This window comes from Streptomyces sp. SCL15-4, assembly GCF_033366695.1.
Taxonomy (GTDB): Bacteria; Actinomycetota; Actinomycetes; order Streptomycetales; family Streptomycetaceae; genus Streptomyces.
In genome coordinates, this window is record NZ_JAOBTQ010000001.1 from 851124 (window position 1) to 873698 (window position 22575).

Genomic DNA, 22575 nt, shown 5'->3' on the forward strand with positions numbered 1-22575 from the left:
CCGGGTCGGCCCGCGCGGCGGGCGGCCCGGGACACCCCACCAGTGAGAACGGAGACGTGGAGATGAGCACGGTCAAGGAAGCGGTGGAAGTGGACGTTCCGGTGCACACCGCCTACAACCAGTGGACGCAGTTCGAGAATTTCCCGAAGTTCATGGACGGCGTCGAGGAGGTCACCCAGCTGGACGACCGGCACAACCACTGGACCACGAAGATCGGCGGGGTACGGCGTGAGTTCGACACCGAGATCGTCGACCAGCTGCCGGACGAGCGGATCACGTGGCGCACGGTCAGCGGCGACACGAGCCAGCGGGGCAGCGTCCGCTTCGAGCGGGTGGACGACACCCACACCAGGGTGGAGCTGGTGATGGACATCGAGCCCAGCGGGCCGGTGGAGAAGGCCGGAGACCTGATCGGCACGATCGACCGGCGCGTCAAGGGCGACATGAAGCGGTTCAAGGAGTACATCGAGGAACGCGGCGCCGAGTCCGGTGCGTGGCGCGGCCGGATCCGGCCCGGCGACACGAGCGGCCCGGCCCTGTGAGCCCACGCCGTGTGACCTGACCGGGCCGGACCGGGCGGCGTACGCCCGGCCCGGCCCGGTGGCGGTTGCCGGGAACTCAGTTGGGATTGTCGCCGTGGGTCAGGGTCTCCCAGGCGACGAAGAGGTTGTTGCTGCCCGCCGGGCGGTTCTGCGCCGTCAGGTTCCCGGTGTTGGTCATGGCGATGCCCAGGCGGTTGTGGAGGGCGTTGTAACCGACCTCGGTGACCGGGCCCAGGCCTCGGTTGACGCTGCCGCCGCACAGCCAGCTCGGGACGGTGGCGCCCAGTTCGTAGGTGGACTGGAAGCCGAGCGCCTGCCGCAGCCGCTCGCCGACGTCGGTGCCGTAGAGGTCCTGGCCCTGGATGCGGCTGGTCTCGGCGACATGGGAGATGGCGGAGATGCCGTACCCGGTGTGGGTGAAGTCGCGGCAGGTCTCCTGGGTGAGTCCGGTGACGAAGGTCGACTGGCCCTGCCAGTAGGAGACGATCTTGTCGCGGGTGTTGAGGTTCTGGCTCGGCACGGTCTTCGGCAGGTCGCCGTCGGAGGCGAGGTACACGTAGGCGGCGGTGCGGGTGCGGAATTTCGCCATGGCGGTGTCGTACGCCGACTTGTCCTCCAGGAAGACGGAGATGCCCACGGCCGCCTCCATCATCGACAGCTCCCAGTTGCCGTTGGAGTTCGAGCCGTTGACGAGCTTCGGCAGATAGACATCGCGCAGCATGGCCGCGAACCGGCCGGAGCCGGCCCACGTGCCGGTGTAGGTGTACTTGATGATCTCGGCGGCCTTCGGCCAGGAGGAGCCCGCCCAGCCCGTCTGGAGCGGCGCGTTGCTGTTGGTGTGGTCCTGGAGCACGGCGGACCAGGCGTCCATCAGCTCGATCGACTTCTTCGCGTAGCGCTCGTCGCGGGTGATGTACCAGGCGAGCGCGTCGGTGTAGGCGGCGATCGCGTCCTCGCGCTCGTCGGTGCAGCCGTAGTTGGGGTTGGAGTAGGAACCGCACTCGACGACGGCGCGGGGCTTGGGAGTGCGGCTCAGGCTCGCGTACTTGCTCGCCATCATCTGGTCGTACGCGCCCTTCCAGGGCTGGACGCCGGCCAGCACCTTGTCGCGGGCGAAGTCGAGCTGGGCGCGGGAGACCGTGACGCCGGGGTGCGCGAAGGCGGCGGGGGCGGCCTCCGCACGCTGGGCGCCGGGCCAGGAGAGCAGCCCGCCGGCGAGCAGGGCCGCCGTCGCCGTGAGAGCGAGAGCGCAGCGCGGGGACCTGCGGCGGCGAGGGGCGGGGGTGTCCTTGTCCTGCATCTGATCCGTCCTCATATGTGAACGCCAAACGGCTTTCTGAACGGCCGAGTTGACGAGACGATAGGTACGGACCAAGCACCCGTCAAGAGCGCCGTCGGCGGTCGCCCCTCACTCCTCGCCGGACGGCAGTGTCGTGCCCGGCAGCGCGTACTCGTCGCGGTGGCCGCACATGCCGTAACCGGCGAGCCGGGTGGGGTCGGCGCGGTGGGCGGTGGCGTCGTCGAGGTAGGCGGGCTCGCCGGTCTCCAGGGCGTCGAGCTGGGCGCCGGTGCGCTCGGCGGCGGCCAGGGCGCCCGCGCGCCACAGGGCGCGCCAGCGGGGCACCTCGGCACGGACCAGTCGGGCGGCGGCGCGCTGGAAGTCCCGATAGGGGCCCGCGTCCCCGGCGGTCAGGGCCTCGCGCAGCACGAGGAAGCCCTCGACCGCGAGGTCCCTGCGGCGCCGGGCCGCCGCCTCCGTGCCGGGGCCGGTGCCGGGTGGCAGCGTGGCCGCCGCGGCGTACCGCTCGGGGTCGGCGAGCACCTCGGGCGGGAAGGTGAACACCGCGTCCCCGGCCTCGGGCAGCCCGCTGTTCTGCATCAGCACGGTGACGCGCAGCCCGCCGCCCTGCACCATGCGGTGGACGGTGCCCGGGGTGAACCAGGCGACCGTGCCCGGCCCGAGCGGGATGTCCCGGTGACCGTCCGGACCGAGGGTCTGCACCGCGCCCCGGCCGCCGGTCACGACGTACGCCTCCGCGCACACCAGGTGCAGATGCGGGGTGCCGCCGCGCAGGCCGTCGGCGGCCGGCCAGTCGTAGGCGCTGAGGTGGGACAGGCCGACCGCGCCGGGCAGCGGGCTCGGCAGCCGGAGCTCCGGCCCGCTCACCACGGCAGGCCCGCCAGGTGCGCGGCGATCCGGTCCCGGTCCCACGCGCCGTCGGCGATCACCAGCCGGTAGCGGTAGCCGAAGCACTCCCCCGGCTCTAGGGTGAACTCCTCGAAGAACGCCCAGGAGAACGCGACCGTCGGAACGGGTTCGGCGCGCACGAACCAGTGGGACTCATGGATCGCCGACGTCTCGTCCAGGTTCTCCGGCGCGTGCGCGAAGACCAGCGTGGAGTGCCCGTCGACCTCGTCGTGCTCGGCGGTGAAGGCGAGCCAGGGCCCCTGGGTGCCCATCGGGTCCCCGGCGCCGGTGCCCGGGGCGAGGACCCGGCTGCCGGTGAAGTCGCGCGGCCCGCGCCACTGCAGTCCGGTGTATCCGGCCAGTTCGCGGCCCGCAGTGGTCGGGGAGCCGAACACCAGCGGCTCGGCGCGGATGTTGGTGAGCCGGATCGACCAGTCCAGGGCCCAGGCTCCGGCCTCCTCGTCGACCGAGTGCACCTCGATGCCGCGCTCCTCACGGGCCCACTCCTGCCCGCCGTGTGCGACCCAGGTCAACTCCTCGGCCAGGGCGAGCCGTTCGTCCTCGGCGGTGAGGGCGGTGAAGCCGTCGTGCCGCATGGAGCCGACCCGGTCGGGCAGCGCCTGATAACCCCGGCCGGGCACATAGCTGTTGCCGCCCCAGAAGTTCTGTCCGGACAGATGGCTGGCCGTCATCTGCACGCCTTTGTGCCAGCGGTGGTCGTTCGGGCGGTATCCGGTGACCGTGCGCCCGGACAGGGTGCGCACGGGATGGGCGTAGGGCTTGGGCGCCTCGAAGGGGTCCGGGTCGGGACGGTAGACGTAGCGGAGGATCTCGGTGCCGTTCGATGCCCGGACCGCGACATGTTCGCCGTGGACGTGGCCGACGCGGATGCTCACGCGCGCTCCTTCGGGGCCCAGTCGGGGTGGCCGCCGTGCATGGCCGTGTAGTAGGGGTCGCCGGGGCCGATCTCGCCGGCGCGCACCGGCTGCCCGGTGAACGCCGCCTTGTACAGGGCGGCGGCGAACTCCACGGCGGCACGGGCGTCCTGCCCGCTGCCGGACGGCCGTACCCCTTGGTCGTAGGCGTCGAGGAAGGCGCCGAGCTGCGCGGTGTGCGAACTGGGCACGTTCCGCGCCGGGGTGCGCCAGGCGGAGACGCGGTCGGGGTCGACGTGCGGCGCCGGGGTGTAGACCCAGTCGTCGTTGCCGTGTCCGTACAGGTGGGTCAGCTCGACCGTCGCGTCGGCGCAGTCGACGCGGAGACGGCTCACCTCCTGCGGGGACAGCACGCTGTTGACGACGGTGGCGAGCGCGCCGTTGCGGAAGCGGACCAGGGCGGTGGAGACGTCCTCGCTCTCGATGTCGTGGACCAGGCGGGCCGCCATGGCCCGGACCTCCTCCCACTCGCCGAGCAGGTGCAGCAGCAGGTCGTACTGGTGGATGCCGTGCCCCATGGTGGGTCCGCCGCCCTCGGTGGCCCACCGGCCGCGCCACGGCTCGGCGTAGTACGCGGCGTCCCGGTGCCAGGTGGTCTGGCAGTGCGCCACCAGGGGCGCGCCCAGCTCGCCGCGCGCGAGCAGGTCGCGGGCGTGTACGGCGCCCGAGCCGTAGCGGTGCTGGAAGATCACCGCGGCGTAGGCGCCGGACGCCTCCTCGGCGGCGGCGATGTCGTCCAGTTCGGCCTGGGACAGGCAGAGCGGCTTCTCGCACAGCACCCAGGCGCCCGCCTTGAGCGCGGTCACGGTCTGCTCCCGGTGCAGCGCCGGCGGGGTGCCGATGAGTACCAGGTCCGGCCGTACCGCGTCGAGCATGGCCTCGGTCGAGGTGAACCCGGCGACCCGCGCGCCCGCCTGCTGCCGGAAGGCGTCCAGCCGCTCCTGGTCCAGATCGACGGCGGCGACCAGTTCCGCCCGCTCGGCGTGGGCTCTGAGCGCGGGCAGATGGCCGCCGGTGACGATGGCGCCGGTGCCGATCACGGCGACGCGGCGGCGGGGTGCGGGCAGGGGCATGCGGCGCTCCTCGGGGAATCGACAGGACGCAGGCAGCCGGCGAGCTATGGAAAGCGCTTGCTACCGTACGCGGACGACCCTAGGGGCGAGGGATGGCGAGGACAACCCCCGGGCCGGGAGAGCCACTGGTCCGGAGGTCGAGGCGGCGTCCGGGCGGGCCCGGACCACATCGCCTTCGGCCTCGGCGCGCACTTCTGCCCGGGCTCGCACCTCGCCCGGCCGGAGGCCCGGATCGCGCTGCCCGCGCTGTTCGACCGGTTCCCGCGCCCGGCCCTGGCCGTCGGCCCGGAGGACGTCCCGTCCGGACAGACCTTCATCGGCAGCGGCATCGCGTCCCTCGAAGCACGGGTACACCCCCGTACCCCTATCCAGCGGCAAGTCGTCCGGCTGCCGGGACCGGCCGCGCGGCCAGGTGTCCGGCTCGGTTCAGCCCGGCGACCAGCGCCGCCGAGCCGAGTCCGGTCGCGGCCAGCACCGCCCAGGGCAGCCACCGCACGCCGGTGTCGAACAGCGCCCCGACCGCCAGGTTGCCGAGCGACACCGCGATGCCGGAGGCGGTGTTGTAGGCGCCGTAGTAGGTGGCCACGAGCCGGTCGCCGGAGAGCCGGACCACGGTGTCCATCTCGAACGGGTAGAGCAGCGCCCCGCCCCAGGCCAGCAGCACCGCGCACACCGTCAGGACGGCCACCCCGGTCACGGCTCCGTGCGTCCGGGGCAGCAGGGGCAGGAAGGCGGCGCCCATGACGGTCAGGCCGGAGACGACGGCACGCGGCCCGGGCAGGGTGCGCTGCGCCCACGCGGTCAGCCTCAGCTGTCCGGCCAGCGCGGCCAGCGCGGAGGCGGCGAAGACGGCGCCGGTCACCATTCCGGTCCGCGCGCCGAACAGTTCCCGGGCCTGCAACGGCAGGGCGAGGTACACCTGGAAGGCCAGCACGTAGGAGCCGCTCATGGCGGCGGCGAACAGCAGGAAGGGGCGGTTGGCGGCCACGGTGCGCCAGTCCGCGGCGACCGCCCGCCAGGCGGGTCCGGCATCCCGGCCGGCCGGGGGCCGGGCGGGCAGGGCGCGGGCCTGGAGCACCGCCAGGGCCGCGAAGACGGCCGCCGCGACCGTGCACACGGCGCCGAAGTCGAAGGCCAGCAGGGCCAGTCCGGCGAGCGGGCCGACCAGGATGCCCGCCTGGTAGAAGACGTTGAAGACGGCGAAGGCCGCCACCCGCCGCTCCTGGCCCGCGTCGGCCGCGAGATAGGCGCGCACGGCCGGGTTGAACAGGGCGCCCGCCAGCCCGGTCAGCGCCGAGGCCGCCACCAGGGCGGGCAGCGAACCGGCCACCGCCAGCAGGGCGAACGCGACGGCGCGCAGGGCGCATCCGGCGAGGATCATCGGTTTGCAGCCGTAGCGGTCGGCGAGCGTCCCGCCGAGGAGGAACATGCCCTGCTGGGAGACGTTGCGCACGCCCAGGACCAGACCGACGGCCCAGGCGGCGAGGCCGAGGCCGTGGGCCAGGTGGTCGGCCAGGTAGGGCATGAGCATGTAGAAGCCCAGGTTGATGCCGAACTGGTTCACCATCAGCAACCGGGCCGGCCGGCCGAAGCCGGCCGTCCGGGCCCACGGCCCCCTCATCGGACGCCTGCCTTCGCCAGATCGCGGGCGAGCGGATCGCGGACCCGGGAACACCGCGTCCACCGCGTCACCACGCGCGCGTCCGGTTCGGCGATCTCGTCGGGCTCCGGCGGCGGGGCGGGCCCGAGGAGCCCGTGCTCACGGCACCAGTCGTCGTCGTAGACGGTCTGGAGGTAGCGGTGCGGGCCGTCGGGGAAGACGGCGGCGATCCTGGTCCCCGCGGGATGGGTGCGGGCCGCCCAGCCGGCCACCAGCGCCACCGCCCCGACGCTCCAGCCGCCGGAGACGCCATAGCGGCCGGCGAGCCGGCGGCAGGCCCGGACGGCCTCGGCGGGACCGACCCAGTGAACCTCCGTGAAGGCCGCGTAGTCGACGTTGCCGGGATGGATGCTGGAGCCGAGCCCGCGCATCAGCCGGGGGCCGGCCGGCTGGCCGAAGATCGCCGAGCCGACCGCGTCCACCCCGATGAGCGTCAGGCCGGGCCGGCTCTCGCGCAGCACGGCGGAGATCCCGGCCGAGTGTCCGCCCGTGCCGACCGCCGCCACCAGCACGTCGACGCGGCCGAGCTGGGCGATCAGTTCGGCGGCGAGGGGCCGGTAGGCGGCGGCGTTGTCGGGGTTGCGGTACTGGTCCGGGCAGTACGCGCCCGGGGTGCGGGCCAGCAGTTCGGCGACCCGTTCCCGGCGGGCCTGCTGCCAGCCGCCCTCCGGGTGCGGCGCGGCGACCCGGACGACCCGCGCGCCCAGCGCGGCGAGCAGGCGGGCCACGGGAGGCTCCAGGCCGGGGTCGGTGACGACGGTGACGGGATGGCCGTAGGTCAGCCCGGCCAGGGCCAGGCCGAGACCGAGGGTGCCGCTGGAGGACTCGACGATCGGCGCGCCGGGCACGAGGTCGCCCCGGCGCCGGGCCTCGCGGACCATGTGCAGGGCGGGCCGGTCCTTCAGGCCGCCGGGGTTGGCGCCTTCCAGCTTGGCGTGGAAGCCCCGGCCGGGCGGGGCGAAGGGTTCGTCCACCCACAGGACCGGTGTGCCGCCGACGAGTTGGGCGGGGTGCCGGGCGGCCGGCGGGCGGGTCGCGGGCGTTCCGAGCGGCGCGAGCGGGGAGAGGGGCATGGGGGTACGGCTCCTTCACGCCCGGCCGCGGTACGGCGGGCGCTGTGCGAGTGGGGGCATGGCGCGCGGGCGCGCCCCGGACCGGGGCGGGCGGGCGCCGCCCTACTGCCGCAGGACGCGGACGGCCGCGAGCGAGGGGCCGCCGACGCGGCCGCGCGGAGGACTCGGGGGCTTGTGCCCCGCGGAGCGCGCCGGGCAGGCGCGCGGAAGGGCCGGCGGCACCGGCGGATGTGTCTCGTCGGCGAGCCCGGTGTCGTCCAGGGCGGCCCGCGGGCGGTCCGCCGTGTGGTCCGGATGACCGTCCGCCGCGTGCCGGTGCCGGGGCGGCCCGGTCGGACCCGTGTCGTGGCCGGTGTCCGCCGGGTGCGCGGCGGCCCGCGCCGGTGCGGCGGCCGGGCCGGGCCCGCGGAAGGAGCAGGCCTGCGCCGAACCGGTGAGATGGGCGGCGATCACCAGGACCAGCCCGATCAGCAGGGCGGCACGACGGGAGCGCCCCGCGCGTCCGTCGCCGCTGCCCCATGACCCGATCACATGCCGCAGGGTAGTGGGATAGTGACCCACTGTCACATCGCGGCACGCCCGCCGCCCGCCCGGCAGTCGCAGACCGGCGAGAACGGCCGTCCCGCGCCCGACCTGCGGTTCGCGGTCGTACGGGACGCCACCGGGCGCTCGCTCACCTCCTGCCGGGAGGAGCACACCGAGGAGCTGCACCTGATCGTCGCCTCCAGGGACCTGACGCGCTATCGGCATCCGCACCCGGCCCGCACCGCCGACGGCACCTGGTCCACTCCCGTGACGCTGCCGAAGGCCGGTGCCTGCCGGGTCTTCGCCGACTTCACACCCACCGGCGGCGAAGGCCTCACCACCTCCGGCGCCGCCGCCACGACCTCCAGCCCTGTCTCGGCGCCCGCCTACGGCCACCCGGTGGCACTGCGCTCCAAAAACCTCGGTATCTGCACGTGCACCCGGCCGGCGAGCCCGGCGACGGCCTCCGCGCAGCCCGGGAAGCACTCCGGACACAACCACTGAGCACGGCCGGGGCACCGGGCGGTGACACCGTCCGGACTCTGTGACAGCCGTGGCACAGCCGGGCCACGCGATCGTCAACTACCGTCCTTCGCCCGGCCGTTGTTGCCTAGCATGAGGCTCGACGCATGAGGATCGGGTGATTCCGGGGGGCGCTATGGTGCGGGGAGGGACGGCGGCGCGGCTCGGCTGCGCCGCCGCGGTGTGCGGCCTGCTGCTGGCCGGCTGTACCTCCGGCGGGGACGGCCCCGGGCGGCCGGCGGCCGGGACGGAGAGCGGCGGGACCGGGAGTACCGGTCCGTCGCCCAGCGCCGTGGTGGACGCCGACCCGGCCAAACTCCCCCGGACCCCGGCCCGGGCCGCCGCCCTGATCCGCGACATCATCCTCCGGCCTTCCGCCTTCGGCCCCGACACCGTCCGCCGCGCACCGTACGAGAGCGATCCGCGCCGGTGGGCGGTGCTCGGGGACACCTGCGTCTGGGAGCAGCGGGCGCTCCCGGCGGACGTCCTCGCCAGCCTGACCCGCCACTACGAGATCCCGGCGCGCGACGGCAAGGGCCCGCTGAGCCTGAGCGCGGTCGTCACGGTGCACCGGAGCGCCGAGCAGGCCGACTGGGAGAACGCCGAGGTCCTGGAGGAGATGATGCGCTGCCCCTCGCAGTTACTGGGCCCCGGTGAGGTGCTCCGGGATCTGACCGACGTGCCGAACGCCCTCGGCGACTCGGGGAACGGCTTCACCGACGATTTCCTGGCCGAGTCCGGCACGTACACCGGCGCCGATGTCGGCGGACCGCACCCGTACGTCTGGGAGCAGACCCGCATCGGCCAGTTCACCCTCGCGGTCTCGGCCCGTGGCGCCAAGGGCTGGTCCAGGCCCGGGCTGCTGGACCTGCTGCGCGCGCCGCACGCCACCATGCGCGCGGGCCTCCGCGCCGCGATCGCCCGCCGGTCGCCGGCCACCACGGCTCCGCCTCCGACGCCGCGGACCACCGGATCCGAGGACGGCTCGCGATGACCGAGGGGTTGCGTCCTTCCGACCCCGCCCGGATCGGCGGGCACCGGCTGCTCGCGCGGCTCGGGGCCGGCGGCATGGGCGTCGTCTACCTCGGCCGGGCGCGGTCCGGGGAACTGGCCGCGGTCAAGGTGATCCTGCCGGAGTACGCCGACCGGCCCGAGTTCCGCGCCCGGTTCCGCCGCGAGGTCGCCGCCGCCCGCCGGGTGGCGAGTCCCTGGGCCGTGCCGGTGACCGGCGCCGACCCGGACGCGCCCGCGCCCTGGCTGGCCACCGCCTTCGTGCCGGGCCCCTCGCTCGCCGAGGCGGTCGCCGCCCGCGGTCCGCTGCCGCCGCGCGCGGTGCGGGTGCTCGGCCGGATGCTGGCCCGCGCGCTGACCGCCGTGCACGACGCGGGGCTCGTGCACCGCGACGTCAAACCCGGCAACGTCCTCCTCGCCCTCGACGGCCCCCGGCTGATCGACTTCGGCATCGCCCGCGCCGCCGACGAGACGGCCCTCACCTCGGCCGGCGTGGTCGTCGGAACCCCGGGCTTCCTGGCGCCGGAACAGGCGCGGGCCCGTCCCGCCACACCGGCCGGCGACGTGTTCTCCCTCGGCTGTCTGCTCTCCTACGCCGCGACCGGACGCCCGCCCTTCGGCACCGGGGCCGTGGACGCCCTGCTCTACCGCACCGTGCACGACGCACCGGACCTCGACGGCCTCCCCGACGGCCTGCGCGAGCCGCTGGAGCGCTGCCTCGCCAAGGACCCGGCCGACCGGCCCACCGCCCGCGAGGTGGACGCGGCGCTCGGCGGGGACACCCCGTGCGACACCGCCGACTGGCTGCCCGACGACGTCGTACGGCTCGTCGCGGACCGCTCCGCGGCGATACTCGCGCTGCCGGACATCGAGGCGACGGCCCTGGACGCGCCGACGGACGGGCCGCCGCCGGACGTGGCCGGAGACACGGACCAGGCACCGCGTCCGGGTGGCCGCCGCCGCTTCCTGCTCCTCGGCGGCGCGGCCCTGCTGGCGGCGGGCGGTGGCGCCGCCTTCTGGGCGAGCGGCCGCGACGACGACCCCGGCCCCGCCGCCCGCCGCTGGCTGCTCGGCGTCCAGGCGGACCTGACCGGACCTCAGAAGGCCGTCGGACAGGCCCAGGAACGCGGCGTACGGCTGGCCGTCGAGCAGTTCAACGCGCGGCGGGACAAGCCCTTCACGCTCACCCTCGCGGTCGCCGACGACGGCGGCGACGAGACCCGCGCGGTGCGGGCCGCCCGGTCCCTGGCCGCCGACCGCGATCTGCTCGCCGTCATAGGCTCGACCGGTGACCGGACCACCGGCGCCAGTCTCGCCCCGTACGACGCGCAGCTCGTTCCCCAGCTGACGGCCTCCTCCGCGCAGTCGGTGTACGGCGTCGCGCAGCCCCGGCACTTCCTCCAGGCCGTCCCCGGCTACATGGTGTCGCCCGCGCTGATCGCCCTCCGGCTGGCCGAGGCGGGCGCGAAACGCGCGGGCGTCCTCATCGACCGCGACGGCGGCATCGCGTCCTGGCAGCTCGGCCACACCACGTTCCAGTCCCTCGGCGCCGCGAGGCTCCGGGCCGAGCCACGGGTGGTACCCCGGCTCGCGCGCGATCTCGCCCCGGTGGTCGGCGAGATGCTGGCGCGGAAGCCGGACGGGTTCGTCTACACGGGCACTCCGGCGCGGGCCGCGGCCGTCGCCCGGGCCCTCGCCGCGCGGCGCTTCACCGGCGTCCGCGTCCTCGGCTATCCGGCCGCCGGCCGGGAGTTCCTGGCCGCCGCCGGCCCCGCCGCCGAGGGCTGGCAGGTCTTCGCGCCGTACATCGACCCGTCGGCCGCGCGGGTACGCGGCTTCGCCGCCGCCTACCGCGGACGCTACGGCTCCCCGCCGCCGTACTGGGCGGCGGAGGCCTACGACGTGGCCCGCATGGTCATCGACCGCGTCGCCGGCGCGGGCGCCCGGCCCTCCCGGACCAGGCTGTACGACCTGCTGGCCAAGCGCCCGTACAAGGGGCTGGTGCGCAGTTACGCGTTCGACGAGCACCAGCAGCTCAAGGGCTACGACCTGTTCCGCTACGAGGTGGCGGACGGCCGGTACGCCTACGCGGGCGAGGCGTCGTTCTGATGCGCCCGCTCGCCGCGGACGACCCCGAGGACATCGGCGGCCACCGGCTGCTGGCCCGGCTCGGCGCCGGCGGGATGGGCGTCGTCTACCTCGCCCGCAGCCCGGGCGGAACGCCGCTGGCGCTGAAGGTGATCCGCGCCGAGCACGCGGCGGACCCGGCCTTCCGCGCCCGGTTCCGGCGCGAGGTGACGGCCGTGCGCGGCCTGTCCGGGCGGTGGCTGGTACCGGTCGTGGCCGCCGACCCGGAGGCCCGGGCCCCCTGGCTCGCCACGGAGTTCGTGCCGGGCCCCTCCCTCGTGGAAGCGGTCGACGGCCATGGAGCGCTGCCGGTGGCCTCGGTGCGGGTGCTGGGCTCCCGGCTGGCCGAGGCGCTGACCGCCGTGCACGCGGCCGGTCTGGTGCACCGCGATGTGAAGCCGGGCAACGTCCTGCTCGGCCTCGACGGTCCCCGGCTGATCGACTTCGGCATCGCCCTCGCCGCCGGCGCCACCGCGCTGACCGCGCCCGACGCCGTCGTGGGCACGCCCGGTTTCCTCTCGCCGGAACAGGCCCGCGCCCGCGCCGAGGAGACCGGTCCGCCGAGCGACGTCTTCTCCCTCGGCTGCGTGCTGGCGTACGCGGCCTCGGCCCGGCGCCCGTTCGGCACCGGGCACGCGGCGGCGGTGCTGTTCCGCACGGTGCACGAGGAGCCGGACCTGACGGACGTACCCGCCGGGCTGCGTCCGCTGATCGCGAGCTGCCTGGCCAAGGACCCCGCCAGCCGCCCGACGGCCGCGCGGGTCAAGGCGGCGCTCCACGACCCGCGGACCGCACTGGCGCGGGATGCCGGTTCCGCCGGCGGGCGGGAGGCGGGCTGGTTGCCGCCCGCCGTGCTGCGGCTGGTCGCCGAACGGTCCGCACGCGCGCTGGACGTGCCCGCGCCCCGGCGCCCCGCGACGCCGACCGTCGCCGCCCAGGCCCCGCCGGCCCCGGCCGAGGACCGTCCGCCGGCCCGGCGGCGGATGCTGGTCCTGGGCGGCGCGGCGGCCTCCGTGCTCGCCGTCGGCGGCGGCACCGCCGCGTACCTGACGAGGTCCGGCCGGGCGTCCGGCGGCGGGCCGGACGTGCGCACGCTCGGCTTCCAGGCGGATCTGTCCGGCCGGGACAAGGCGGACGGCGCGGCCCAGGAGCGCGGCGCGCGTCTCGCCGTAGCGCACCACAACGCGCGCGCGGGCGTCGCCTTCCGCCTCGCCCTCGACACCTTCGACGACCGGGGCGACGCCACCCGGGCGCGGCAGGCCGCCGAGCGTTTCGCCGGAGCCGCCGTGAGCGCGGTCCTCGGACCCAACACCCTTGCGGCGGCGCTGGCCGCGGGACCGCGCTACCAGGCCGCGCGCACCGCCATGGTCCTGATCTCCGTGGACGATCCCCGGCTGGGCGAGGAGGAATGGGACATCCTGCGGGTCACCCGCGCCCCGGAGCAGTTGCTGGCCCTGCCGTTGACGTCGTACCTGACCGCCGTACGGCCGGCCGACCGCACCGCCGTGATCGACGACCGGGCGGCGGGCCGCACCGGCTCCGACCTGGCCGACGCGCTCGTCCGGCGTCCGCCCCACGAGGGCTCGGTCCGCGTGTATCCGGTGCCGGCCGGCAGCGACGACTTCTCCCCCGCCGTCCGCGCCGCGCTCGCCGCCAGGGCCCAGGCCGTCGTCTTCACCGGGACATCGCCGCGGCGCGGCGCGCGCTGCGCCCGCGCCCTCGCGGACGCCGGCTTCACCGGACCACGCCTCGGCACCTGGCACCTGATGCGCCCCGCCTTCCTCCAGGAGGCCCGAACGGCGGGAGAAGGCTGGGTGTTCGGCGCCCCGTTCACCGACCCCGACAGCGTCTCCGGCGCCTTCCGGTCCGCCCACCGCGCCGCCTACGGCACCGCGCCCGGCCGCTGGGCCGCGGAGGCGTACGACGCGGTGGGGCTCGTCGCCCGGGCCCTGGAGTCGCTGGACGACCCGGCCGGCGCCACCCCGGGGGCGGTCGCGCAGCGGCTGTCGGACCTCACCTACCAGGGACTGGCCAAGACCCTCCGCTTCACCGCCGACAGCCCTCAGGGCATCGACGTACAGCGGGATGCCGGGTATTTCCTGTACCGGGCGGAAGGGAACTCCTTCCGTTTCCTCGGGCGGAACGACCGGATCACCGGACGCGGATGAAAAATGGGGTGCAACCTTGTGGGCGGGTTGTGAGTCTTCTGATCGATCACACCGTGGTCGCGTCTACAAGGAGACCATCATCAGCGCCATACGCAAGACCCTGACCGCCACCGCCGTCGTCGGTGCCGTCCTCGCGGGCTCCGCCGCCTGCGGAACCGTGGAGCAGCTCTCCGCCGGCAAGAAGCTCGACCGGGCCTTCGAGAAACTCGGCGAGAAGAAGACGCTCTCCTTCGAGCTGGACCTCGACACGGACGCGGCGACCCTGAAGGCGCTGGACGCCAAGTCCGACCCCGAGCCCGGCGACGAGATCCCGGACGAGGTCGCCGAGCTGCTCAGCGACGCGAAGATCACGCTCACCATGCAGTCGAAGAAGCCGCTCGCCGACTCCGGCGACAAGGACCTCGTCGGCATGGCCATGAAGGTCAGCTACCCGGACGGCGACCTCGCCGAGTACCGGGTGATCGGCGACTACGCCTACATCCGCGCCGACGTCAAGGCCATCGGCAAGCTGACGGGCAGCCCCGTGCCGCCCGCCGACGACCTGCCCCCGGAGGCCGGTGCCTTCAAGGACGTCCTTCAGGGCAAGTGGGTCAAGTTCGACACCAAGGAGATGGAGAAGGCCGGCCTGTCCGGCCAGGAGGACGAGGACAGCCCCTCGCCCGCCCCGTCGCTGGACGCCAAGACGCAGAAGAAGCTGATGAAGTCCCTGCGCGAGGTCGTCGCCCGCGAGGTGGACCTCAAGACGACCGACGGGGACGGCGGCACCGAGCACGTCACCGCCACGGCTCCCTTCCGCACGCTGATCACCAAGCTGCTCCACGAGATCCGCCCGCTGGCGAAGGACCTGCCGCCGGGCATGGACCTGCCGACGGACAAGGACCTGAAGGACGCCCCCGACGCCAAGGTGACGGCGGACTTCACGCTCGAGGACGGCGAGCTGTCCGAGATGGACGTGGACCTCGCCAAGCTGGCCGAGACGCCCAAGGTGAAGAAGCTGGGCCTGACCCTGCGGCTGAGCGACGGCACCAAGCCCACCGCTCCGGCCGGCGCCAAGGAGCTGGACCTGAAGGAAATGATGCAGGGCTTCCTCGGCAGCCCGGAGCTGAACGACGCCGAGTTCGGCGACGACGAGTTCTGATCCCGCCGAGCGCGAAGGGGGCGGTGCCGCACCGCCCCCGGCCGCATCGGGTGAGCCACGGCGACCCGCTCCCCGCACGCACACCGAAGCCACCGCCCCCTGCCGGACGACCGGCCCGGGGGCGGTGTCGCGTCGGCACCCGATGCACCGGCAGGCGAACAAAGACGGCCCACTCGACCAGGTGTTCGCCGAAAGTCCGCCGACGGAGCCACCGGCACGGGCACCGACAATCTGACTTTGCACAGACCCGCTTTCCGGGCCGATCGCGGCACCGCTGCCGGTAGCGTCATCCTTGCTCCACGTCACATGGGCCCGCCCCAGGAATCGGATGCCGCCGATCCCGGGGTGCGAAAGAGTCGAGTAAGGAAGCGCCATGCCCAACCCGATTCGCCGAGAGCGCTGGTGGCTCTCCGGGCAATTGCACGGTATCAGTTCGCCCTTTCACCCATGGGGTGATCTCGCAGGCTAAGGCACTCGCAAGCGTGATCCTTCGCAACACGTTCACGTCGGCATATGCCACCACCGCCCCGAGGTCCCGTGCGGAATACGAATCTGCGTTCCCTTCCAGGCCAGCCGCTCCCGACGTCACACCGTTGCCACGGCCTCGAATACGAAGCGTTCATACAGTTGTACGGGCAGCTCTACTACCGCTACGCGCGAGCACGCCTGGACGAAGATGCCCCGTCCCGGCTGGCCGTCGACTTCACCCTCCGCGCCGTACGCAGACGGTGGGCGGACCTTCTGCGCCAGCCTTGCCCCGCGACAGGAGCATGGAGGCAACTCCGGCACCACGTCACCGCGTTGCGCACCGAGCGTGACAGCCCCGTCGACCGTCTCTACGAGAACTGCGCGCCGGACATCGCGGACATCGCCTTGCTCAGCTACCGGCTCGGCCTGCCGTTGGACGCCACGGCCGACGTCATGGGGATAGACCGCCCGATCGCCGCGGCCGGCCTGCGCGCCGCCATACGCCACTGTCCACCTCAAGCGCTCGAACACTTGGAGGAAGTCGTCCCTCATTCGTAGGTCGGTAGGCACGGTCGGTGACGGTGTCTCATCCCGAGAACACCACGTCCGCGCCCCATACGCGCCACCCTTCACGCCACCCTCGCCTCAAAGCGCGGTGGTGGAGCTTGTCGTGCCCTCTTAGGATGGCCGCTCATTCCCTGGAGAGATCGGGGCTCGACCAGGAAGGGCATGCGCGTTGGCCGAAAACCGACCCATCGACCTGTCCGTTCCCAGCGCGGCCAGAATGTACGACTGGCTGCTGGGCGGGAACTTCAACTACGAGGCGGACCGCCTGGCCTGCCAGGAACTTCTACGACACGCACCGACCAGCCGGGCCTTGGCACGCAACAACCGCTGGTTCCTTGAACGCGTCGTACACGCACTCGCCGAGGAACACGGCATCAGGCAGTTCGTCGACTTCGGCTCCGGACTGCCCACCCAGAACAATGTGCACCAGGTGGCGCAGGCCGTTCATCACGAGGCACGGGTCGTCTACGTCGACAACGATCCCGTCGTCCTCGCACACGGCCGGTCGATTCTCGATTCGAACGACCGCACCACCATCATCGAAGCCGATATGACGCAACCGGAGGCCATCTTCGAGAGAGAGGAATTCGGCCGGCTGATCGATCTGCGAGAGCCCGCGGCTGCCCTCTTCATCTCCGTTCTGCACTGCGTCAAGGACAGGGACGACCCCGCGGGCATCGTCCGCCGGGTCGTCGCCAGACTCCGGCCGGGCAGCTTCGTCGTGATCTGCCACCTCGTCAGCGACAATCGCGGTCTTCGCGAGCAGGTCACCGAACTGATGCGGGAACAGACGGGCGACCAGTGGGGCAGAGTCCGGGAGAAGTGGGAGGTCGACCGCTTCTTCGACGACTTGGTCGTTCATCCGCCAGGGCTCGTGGACGTCACCGACTGGAGACCGGACTCCGACTTGCGCCGGCACGATCGCAGCGTCGAGTGGACGGATTACGGCGGCATGGCGGAGGTCCCTCCGCGACCGGCCACGAAGGAAGCCTAGGCGTAGTGCTCGCGCGCCTTCTTCAGCAGTTCCAGCGTTTTCTCCCGGCTCAGCGCGGAGTCGTTGCTCAGGCGCAGGAGCAGCGTCGCGAACCGTTCCACGTCCCGTGTCTGCATGTGGTAGTCCGCGCTGTCGTTGCCCTCCACATAGACGATCGGAGGCAGATCGCCCATCTCGAAGGTCAGGTGCGTCATCGAGGCGTGGTTGGAGACCACCGTGCCGGCGAGCGGGACGATGCGAATGGAGACCCGGGGATCGTGCGTGAGGTCGATGAGCTTCTGGACCTGGCCGCGCATGACGGCCCTGTCGCCGACAACGCGGTAAAGGACGCTCTCGTCGAGCAGGAAGGCGGCATAGGGCGAGGAGGCCCCTTGGCCGAAGAACCGCTCTTGCCGCTCGCGTCGCAGCTCGGTCCGCAAACCGATCACCTCGCGCGTCGGCCGTGCCTCACCCAAGCCGTTCCGGATGATCCGCTCCGCGTATTCCGGAGTCTGGATCAACCCCGGGACGATGAAAGCCTCGAACGTCTGAAGCACCGAACACTGTGATTCGAGTCCGATGAGACGCTTCATCCAGTGGGCCGCGCAGTCGGAGAACTTCCGCTCGAACCACTCCGGTTCGGTGGCTCGCTGGGCGAAGGCCAGCAGCAGCAGCCGGTCTTCCTCCGCCAGGCCGAAGAAACGGGCGAGTTCGCCGATGTCCCTGAGGTCCGGCGGGCTCTCGGCCCGCTCCAGGCGGCTGATCTTGGAGACGGACGCGTTGATCGCCTTCGCCACGGTGCTGAGTGTGCGCTTGCCCCGCAGTTCGCGGAGCCGGTGCCCGAGCAATAACCCGGCGACGGTCGGGACGACCTCAGCGACCGGGCGCCCTTGGAAAAGCGGGACGACGCCCTCGGACTCAAGGGACACGCGGCCTCCAATCAAGGAAAAGCATGCCTCCATGATGGCATGCCAGAAGACCGCGTGTCCCCTCGAATGAACTTCCGACTAACCGTCGATCAGATGGTCGAACTCCTGATTCTTGGCGCCGTGCACGAACGCCTCGAACTCCGCGTTCTTGAAGATCAGGGCCGGCCCGGTCGGGTCCGTGGAGTTCCGGACCGCCACCCTACCGTCCGGGAGCCTGGTCAGTTCCACGCACTGGCCGTTCGCGCTGCTCTTCCTGCTCTTCACCCACGCCGCCTCGATCGAAGCGGCGGAGACTCCGTTCGAATAGTTCTGCATGCGCACACCTCCTGAAGTCGCGATGCGATTATCCGATTTTCTCGCCACCATGCCGTCAACTCTTTGAACAGGCAGGCGGAGACGCCATGCAATCCCGTGATGCAATTGCACGACCCTCACCGTATCGGAATTAGCGGCCGCCCCGTTCGAACACGGCGACCCACTTTCGGGTGATCCGCACCGGACCGGCCAGTGCCGTGTGACGTGGAGCGGGGAGAGGGCGGGCCGGTGCGCCCGGTGCTGTTCGCCGGTGTGGACGGGCAGTTGAATCCGTATGCCGCGAAGCCGTGTCGGCGGCCCGGGAGTTGTTGGACACCCCCGCTCTGATGCCTCCCCACCGAGGCGGCCGAGCGACGCCGGCCGCCTCGGTGGGGAGGCCGGACGAACCGGTGCGGCAACCGGGCGCGGAGGTGCTCGAAGGACCTGGATGAGCCCCGTGGGCCCGGCGGCTGCTGCCGGCAGAGTAGGTCCTCGTGCCGTGGTGTCGTCGCCCACGGACGAAACCGTTCTCCTCCCGGAGCGCGTTCTGCCGTACGTGGTGCGAGGCGTGTGCGACGGCGGTCCCGGCCGTTACCAGCGGATCGCCTTGAAGTCGATCGGCCGGGGGTGGAGCAGGCGGGTGCGTTCGGCCAGGGCGTGCAGGCGGCGGGACATCTCGTCGGCCGGCAGACGGCGCCGGTCGCCGTGCCCGGGCAGGACCCATTCGAACCGCAGCCGGTCCGCCGTCCTGGCCAGGGACGCGGCCAGTTCCTCGATGGAGTACCAGGTCACGGTCTCGGCGACCTCCAGGTCCCCGGTCGTCCGCGACCAGTAGAAGCTGTCGCCGGTGAAGCAGTACCGGTCGTCGGCCACATACAGGACGCTGCCCCGGGTGTGTCCGGGCAGGGGGTGGACGGTGACCCCTTCGGCGATCTCCAGCGGCTCCAGTCCGCGGATCACCCGGTCCGCGTCCGGTGCGGCGTCCAGGTCGCCTTCGTGGATCCACAGCCGGGCGCCGAAGTGGTCGGCGTAGCGGCGGCCGTGTGCGGCGTGGTCGCGGTGGGTGAGCAGCACATCGGTGACGGGCCCGGAGGCCGTGTAGCGCTCGGCGAGTTCCGTGCTCCAGCGCGGCGTGTCGATCATCATCCGGGTGCCGGACGGCCGGAGCAGCAGATAGGAGTTGGCGCCGGCGGTGTGCGGCGAGTTGTGCCCGCAGATCAGCACCCCGTCGTCCAGGGCCAGTGGGAACGGGTCCAGCGAGCGGTCCGCGCGGCCGGTCACCGGGCGGATGGAGCGGGTGTGGCAGGCGAAGACCGCGGCGTGCAGGCGCCGGTTCTCCGCCTCGTCGGCCGGCGGGCGCACGATGCGCGACGTTCCGCCGGCCTCCTCGATCAGTTCGGGCGCGAACTGCCGGGCCACGTCGCAGTTCGTGCAGCGGTCGTCCACATACCATTCGTCCACGGCCGGCCTCCTTGCCTCGCGGGCGGTCCCGGCCCGGGCCGCCGTCCCTTCCAGAGGTATCGCTTCGACCGCCGAAGCGGAAGGCCGTCCTGATCTTGTATTTCGCGTGCCCGGGCGCTCTGGGCGCCGGGCGGGGAACGGGTCGCGTCGGATGATCTTGGGGTTGCTCAGGGGTGTACCTCGAAGCCGCCCAGGCCGTCGAACCGCACCTCGCGCACCGCGTCGAATCCGTCCGCCACCGAGGGTCTGCGCAGCCGCTTCAGGGTCGCCAGGACGCCGACGTCGGGGACCCGGTCGCGGCCCTCGCGGGCGTCGTTGCGGCGCAGGGAGCCCGCCGCGTCGGGCGGGAACCAGTAGGCCGTCACGGTGGCCCCGTGGGCCCGGGCCGCCGCCACCAGCGGGTCCCACTCCCGCGGCGACGGGTTGGTGTTGTCCACGGCCACGGACCGGCCCGCCGCCAGATGCTCCGAGACCAGCCGCATCTGCCGGGCCTGCTTGTTCTTCGCGCCGCGCGGGAACAGGTCCTTGCTGACCAGCGCGTACCGTTCGGACAGGCACCGGGTGTAGAAGGTGGACTTCCCGGAGGCCTGCAGCCCGACCAGCACCGCCAGATCCGCCGGCTCCGACAGATCCGCCGGGTCCGCCGGGTCCGGCTTCGTCGTCATACCCGCCACTGTGGCACGTCGTCGGTTCCGTCCGGGCGTCCTCGCGGGGCGCGACGTCCGGGAGGAGACGGCGGCCGAGCGGTCGCGGCGCCCTCGCCTCAGTCCCGGCCGACGCTCTCCAGCAGGCCGGTGACCTGCGGGCGTACGACCTCCCACGCGTCGTCCGGCAGATCGCCGAGGGCCGTGTCGCGCAGCGCCGCGAGGCTGTCCTCGGTGCCGGTGCCGGTGCCGCACGGAGCGGTGCCGCTGAGCACGGCGTAGCCGTCCCGTACGGCTATGCGCAGGCGCCGGCCGTCGGCCTCGGTGTGCAGGGCCGAGGCCACCGCGAGGGGCGGCTCCCCGCCGGGGCCGCCGGGCAGTTTGCGGTACGCCGAGGCCAGGGGCGTGCGCCAGCGCAGGCTGAGCAGCACGGGGCGCTTGGCGATCAGCTCGGCGAGGTCGGTCTCGCGGACGCCGTCGGATTCGAGGACCGTCGCCCGGGCGTCGAGGGCGAGAGCGGCGGGCAGCAGGCAGCGCAGTGTGCTGCCGACGAGGTTGCCGCCGACCGTCGCCGACCGCCGTACGGCGCCGGTGCCTATGGTGGCGGCGGCCAGCCGCAGGACGTTCGGCACCGCCGTGTCGATCCGGTGCAACAGCACGGCACCGCCGAGTGCCTCCCGGCCGATGACGTTCGCCTCCGGCACCTCGCGGAGCGACATCGCGAGGTCCGGGAACCCGTCGCGCTGCCAGGTCGCCCAGACGAGCGTCGCCCCGCCTATCGGCACGGCCCCGTCGGCGAGACACTGCCGGGCTTCCGGCACGGACGTGGGCAGACACAACAGCACAGCGGCCGACCTGCCTTTCTGGGCTGGGGAGTCGGGTCGGACGGCGGACGGCCACCTGCCCGCCGACAGCGCAGTCTTCTCGGGTCCCGGGGGGCGCGTACAGGGCTCACACGAGCATGCGGCGTGCGCTCGCGGATCACCGGCCGGCCGGCCCGATGCGGGTCCTCGGGGAAAGGGAATGGCCGGTGGGAGGCGGGGTGTTGGGGTGGTGGGAGGCGGCTGCCGCCCTCGCACCACATGCGGCGTGCCCCGTCTGCCGGGGCGGCCGTGTCTACGGAAGGAAGCACCGTCCATGGCCCGCGACGCGCGCACGATCACCAACCCGGCCACCCTGCACGACCCGGCCCCCTTCGGCTACAGCCACGCCGTCTCGGCGCCGGGCACACTCGTCTTCATCGCGGGTCAGTACGCCTCCGATGCCTCCGGCGCTCCGGTGCCCGGTGACTTCGCCGCCCAGGTGGAGCTGGCCTTCGACCGGTTGCGGCTGGCTCTTCAGGCGGAGGGGCTCGGGTACGAACACGTCGTGCGGCTCGGCACGTTCGTCGTCGACCACGACGCCGCCAGGCTGGAGGTCCTCGGCAAGGCCCTGCACGCGTGTTTCGGGGACCGGCTGCCGGCCCAGACACTGAGCGGCGTGGCATCGCTCGCGCTGCCCGGCATGCTGTTCGAGGTCGACGCGGTCGCCGTTCGGCCGGCCGCGTCGCAGCGGTGACGGGCGCCCGCCCCGGTCGCTCCGCGCCGCTCGCCACCCTGCGTTCCTGAGCGCCGCCGCACCCCGCCCGCGAGGTGGTACGCGGAACCAACGGTGCGCCGGGACGGTGGAGTTGCGCGGATGCCGGGCCGCGCGGCGGGGCCGGCCCGAGGAGGCCGGGGAAGGTGCGCGGGCTCGGCGATGGTGTCCGGCGGCCGGCCGGGGTGAGGGCGGCCGGGTCGGTGTCTCGGGCGAGCGGTGTCGCGCCGGTGCGGCCGGACACCACGACCGCGACACGGCGGCGCGGCCCGAAAGGCCCGAGGCGGCGGCCCGGCCGTGAGATGCCGGCGTGTCCTCACCGCATCGTCGAGGTGCCGCGCGGTGAGAGGCTCGCGGTCCGCGACGACCGGGTCCGGTCCACGTGGCCGCGCCCTTTGCCGGCGCTGCACGGCGTCGCGTAGGAGGACGTCGCGGAGACGATCGGCCGTCGTGCCCGTGTGCCCAGCGGGTCCGTGGCGCCCGAGGAGGCGGTCGGGCACTTCACCTGGCTGGGCCGCTTCCTCGGCCTGGACCCGGCCGCGTCGAGCACGCTCACCCGCGAACCGGTGGGCTGGCAGCCCGTACGCCCGGGGCTCCTCGCGGACCTCGGCGAGGGACACGGTTCCGAGGTGCCGGCCGGCGCCGTCCGACCGGCCCGGCAGCGGTGACCGGTTCCCGGGTGGAAAAAAGTCCTGCCGGGCC

At 73.4% G+C, this 22575-nt stretch carries 21 protein-coding genes and 1 pseudogene; 10 read left to right on the top strand and 12 right to left on the bottom strand.

Translation table 11 applies throughout. The features are described 5' to 3' along the window. Positions 1-62 precede the first annotated feature (62 nt). The gene (locus tag SCK26_RS03530; RefSeq protein ID WP_318199768.1) at positions 63-542 is read left to right on the top strand and encodes an SRPBCC family protein; all 480 of its coding nucleotides are present in this window, start codon (positions 63-65) and stop codon (positions 540-542) included. A 76-nt stretch (positions 543-618) separates the two neighbouring features. Here SCK26_RS03530 and SCK26_RS03535 read toward each other — a convergent pair whose 3' ends face one another. The 7 genes from SCK26_RS03535 to SCK26_RS03565 all read right to left on the bottom strand — a co-directional run bounded on the left by SCK26_RS03535 (position 619) and on the right by SCK26_RS03565 (position 8002). Next, positions 619-1842: an alginate lyase family protein gene (locus SCK26_RS03535; protein WP_318199769.1), complete on the bottom strand. Its 1224-nt coding sequence runs from the start codon at positions 1840-1842 to the stop codon at positions 619-621. Between the two features lie 108 nt (positions 1843-1950). Continuing rightward, positions 1951-2712, bottom strand: a complete 762-nt coding sequence (locus SCK26_RS03540) for a cupin (protein ID WP_318199770.1) — start codon at positions 2710-2712, stop codon at positions 1951-1953. Continuing rightward, on the bottom strand, positions 2706-3626 hold the full coding sequence (locus tag SCK26_RS03545; RefSeq protein WP_318199771.1) for a PmoA family protein: 921 nt from the start codon (positions 3624-3626) through the stop codon (positions 2706-2708). Before SCK26_RS03545 ends, SCK26_RS03540 begins: the two co-directional genes overlap by 7 nt. After that, positions 3623-4738, bottom strand: a complete 1116-nt coding sequence (locus tag SCK26_RS03550; RefSeq protein ID WP_318199772.1) for a Gfo/Idh/MocA family oxidoreductase — start codon at positions 4736-4738, stop codon at positions 3623-3625. The genes SCK26_RS03545 and SCK26_RS03550 overlap by 4 nt, the downstream gene beginning before the upstream one ends. Positions 4739-5102: 364 nt before the next feature. After that, entirely contained in the window at positions 5103-6359 is a 1257-nt protein-coding gene (locus tag SCK26_RS03555) for an MFS transporter (RefSeq protein WP_318199773.1), read from the bottom strand. Then, positions 6356-7471 (bottom strand): PLP-dependent cysteine synthase family protein, encoded by a 1116-nt coding sequence (locus SCK26_RS03560; RefSeq protein WP_318199774.1) that lies wholly within the window; start codon positions 7469-7471, stop codon positions 6356-6358. Before SCK26_RS03560 ends, SCK26_RS03555 begins: the two co-directional genes overlap by 4 nt. 102 nt (positions 7472-7573) lie before the next feature. Then, complete coding sequence (locus SCK26_RS03565) at positions 7574-8002, bottom strand: hypothetical protein (RefSeq protein ID WP_318199775.1); 429 nt, start codon at positions 8000-8002, stop codon at positions 7574-7576. A gap of 84 nt (positions 8003-8086) precedes the next feature. On the opposite strand from SCK26_RS03565, the pseudogene SCK26_RS03570 reads away from it, so the two are divergent. The 7 genes and pseudogenes from SCK26_RS03570 to SCK26_RS03600 all read left to right on the top strand — a co-directional run. Further along, positions 8087-8544 (top strand): annotated as a pseudogene (locus SCK26_RS03570) (hypothetical protein); the annotation flags it as partial. A 110-nt stretch (positions 8545-8654) separates the two neighbouring features. Beyond that, positions 8655-9512, top strand: a complete 858-nt coding sequence (locus SCK26_RS03575) for a hypothetical protein (RefSeq protein WP_318199776.1) — start codon at positions 8655-8657, stop codon at positions 9510-9512. After that, on the top strand, positions 9509-11638 hold the full coding sequence (locus SCK26_RS03580) for a bifunctional serine/threonine-protein kinase/ABC transporter substrate-binding protein (protein ID WP_318199777.1): 2130 nt from the start codon (positions 9509-9511) through the stop codon (positions 11636-11638). Before SCK26_RS03575 ends, SCK26_RS03580 begins: the two co-directional genes overlap by 4 nt. After that, the gene (locus SCK26_RS03585) at positions 11638-13824 is read left to right on the top strand and encodes a bifunctional serine/threonine-protein kinase/ABC transporter substrate-binding protein (RefSeq protein ID WP_318199778.1); all 2187 of its coding nucleotides are present in this window, start codon (positions 11638-11640) and stop codon (positions 13822-13824) included. The genes SCK26_RS03580 and SCK26_RS03585 overlap by 1 nt, the downstream gene beginning before the upstream one ends. 157 nt (positions 13825-13981) lie before the next feature. Further along, complete coding sequence (locus SCK26_RS03590) at positions 13982-14962, top strand: hypothetical protein (protein ID WP_412080830.1); 981 nt, start codon at positions 13982-13984, stop codon at positions 14960-14962. 627 nt (positions 14963-15589) lie between these two features. Then, positions 15590-15988 carry a hypothetical protein gene (locus SCK26_RS03595; protein WP_318199780.1) on the top strand — a complete coding sequence of 133 codons (399 nt, stop codon included), beginning with the start codon at positions 15590-15592 and terminating at the stop codon, positions 15986-15988. A 178-nt stretch (positions 15989-16166) separates the two neighbouring features. Continuing rightward, positions 16167-16991 (top strand): SAM-dependent methyltransferase, encoded by an 825-nt coding sequence (locus tag SCK26_RS03600; RefSeq protein WP_318199781.1) that lies wholly within the window; start codon positions 16167-16169, stop codon positions 16989-16991. Here the strand turns inward: SCK26_RS03600 and SCK26_RS03605 are convergent. The 5 genes from SCK26_RS03605 to SCK26_RS03625 all read right to left on the bottom strand — a co-directional run bounded on the left by SCK26_RS03605 (position 16988) and on the right by SCK26_RS03625 (position 21143). Next, the gene (locus SCK26_RS03605) at positions 16988-17932 is read right to left on the bottom strand and encodes a helix-turn-helix transcriptional regulator (RefSeq protein WP_318199782.1); all 945 of its coding nucleotides are present in this window, start codon (positions 17930-17932) and stop codon (positions 16988-16990) included. The genes SCK26_RS03600 and SCK26_RS03605 overlap by 4 nt on opposite strands. Before the next feature lie 45 nt (positions 17933-17977). After that, on the bottom strand, positions 17978-18214 hold the full coding sequence (locus SCK26_RS03610; RefSeq protein ID WP_318199783.1) for a DUF397 domain-containing protein: 237 nt from the start codon (positions 18212-18214) through the stop codon (positions 17978-17980). 570 nt (positions 18215-18784) lie between these two features. After that, on the bottom strand, positions 18785-19654 hold the full coding sequence (locus SCK26_RS03615; RefSeq protein WP_318199784.1) for an MBL fold metallo-hydrolase: 870 nt from the start codon (positions 19652-19654) through the stop codon (positions 18785-18787). 167 nt (positions 19655-19821) lie between these two features. Further along, on the bottom strand, positions 19822-20319 hold the full coding sequence (locus SCK26_RS03620; protein WP_318199785.1) for an ATP-binding protein: 498 nt from the start codon (positions 20317-20319) through the stop codon (positions 19822-19824). A gap of 98 nt (positions 20320-20417) precedes the next feature. Next, positions 20418-21143: an FAD binding domain-containing protein gene (locus SCK26_RS03625; protein WP_318199786.1), complete on the bottom strand. Its 726-nt coding sequence runs from the start codon at positions 21141-21143 to the stop codon at positions 20418-20420. A gap of 292 nt (positions 21144-21435) precedes the next feature. Here SCK26_RS03625 and SCK26_RS03630 point away from each other — a divergent pair, with 292 nt between their 5' ends. Together SCK26_RS03630 and SCK26_RS03635 are read left to right on the top strand one after the other, a co-directional pair. Next, the gene (locus SCK26_RS03630) at positions 21436-21855 is read left to right on the top strand and encodes a RidA family protein (protein WP_318199787.1); all 420 of its coding nucleotides are present in this window, start codon (positions 21436-21438) and stop codon (positions 21853-21855) included. Between the two features lie 476 nt (positions 21856-22331). Further along, the gene (locus SCK26_RS03635) at positions 22332-22541 is read left to right on the top strand and encodes a hypothetical protein (RefSeq protein ID WP_318199788.1); all 210 of its coding nucleotides are present in this window, start codon (positions 22332-22334) and stop codon (positions 22539-22541) included. Positions 22542-22575 lie beyond the last annotated feature (34 nt).

Excerpts from the sequence above, each read along its gene's own strand:
- SCK26_RS03580 (WP_318199777.1), top strand. The coding sequence starts at position 9,509 with ATGACCGAGGGGTTGCGTCCTTCCGACCCCGCCCGGATCGGCGGGCAC.
- SCK26_RS03575 (WP_318199776.1), top strand. The coding sequence starts at position 8,655 with ATGGTGCGGGGAGGGACGGCGGCGCGGCTCGGCTGCGCCGCCGCGGTG.
- SCK26_RS03605 (WP_318199782.1), bottom strand. The coding sequence starts at position 17,932 with ATGGAGGCATGCTTTTCCTTGATTGGAGGCCGCGTGTCCCTTGAGTCC.
- SCK26_RS03610 (WP_318199783.1), bottom strand. The coding sequence starts at position 18,214 with ATGCAGAACTATTCGAACGGAGTCTCCGCCGCTTCGATCGAGGCGGCG.
- SCK26_RS03620 (WP_318199785.1), bottom strand. The coding sequence starts at position 20,319 with ATGACGACGAAGCCGGACCCGGCGGACCCGGCGGATCTGTCGGAGCCG.
- SCK26_RS03555 (WP_318199773.1), bottom strand. The coding sequence starts at position 6,359 with ATGAGGGGGCCGTGGGCCCGGACGGCCGGCTTCGGCCGGCCGGCCCGG.
- SCK26_RS03560 (WP_318199774.1), bottom strand. The coding sequence starts at position 7,471 with ATGCCCCTCTCCCCGCTCGCGCCGCTCGGAACGCCCGCGACCCGCCCG.
- SCK26_RS03535 (WP_318199769.1), bottom strand. The coding sequence starts at position 1,842 with ATGCAGGACAAGGACACCCCCGCCCCTCGCCGCCGCAGGTCCCCGCGC.
- SCK26_RS03585 (WP_318199778.1), top strand. The coding sequence starts at position 11,638 with ATGCGCCCGCTCGCCGCGGACGACCCCGAGGACATCGGCGGCCACCGG.
- SCK26_RS03530 (WP_318199768.1), top strand. The coding sequence starts at position 63 with ATGAGCACGGTCAAGGAAGCGGTGGAAGTGGACGTTCCGGTGCACACC.
- SCK26_RS03630 (WP_318199787.1), top strand. The coding sequence starts at position 21,436 with ATGGCCCGCGACGCGCGCACGATCACCAACCCGGCCACCCTGCACGAC.
- SCK26_RS03550 (WP_318199772.1), bottom strand. The coding sequence starts at position 4,738 with ATGCCCCTGCCCGCACCCCGCCGCCGCGTCGCCGTGATCGGCACCGGC.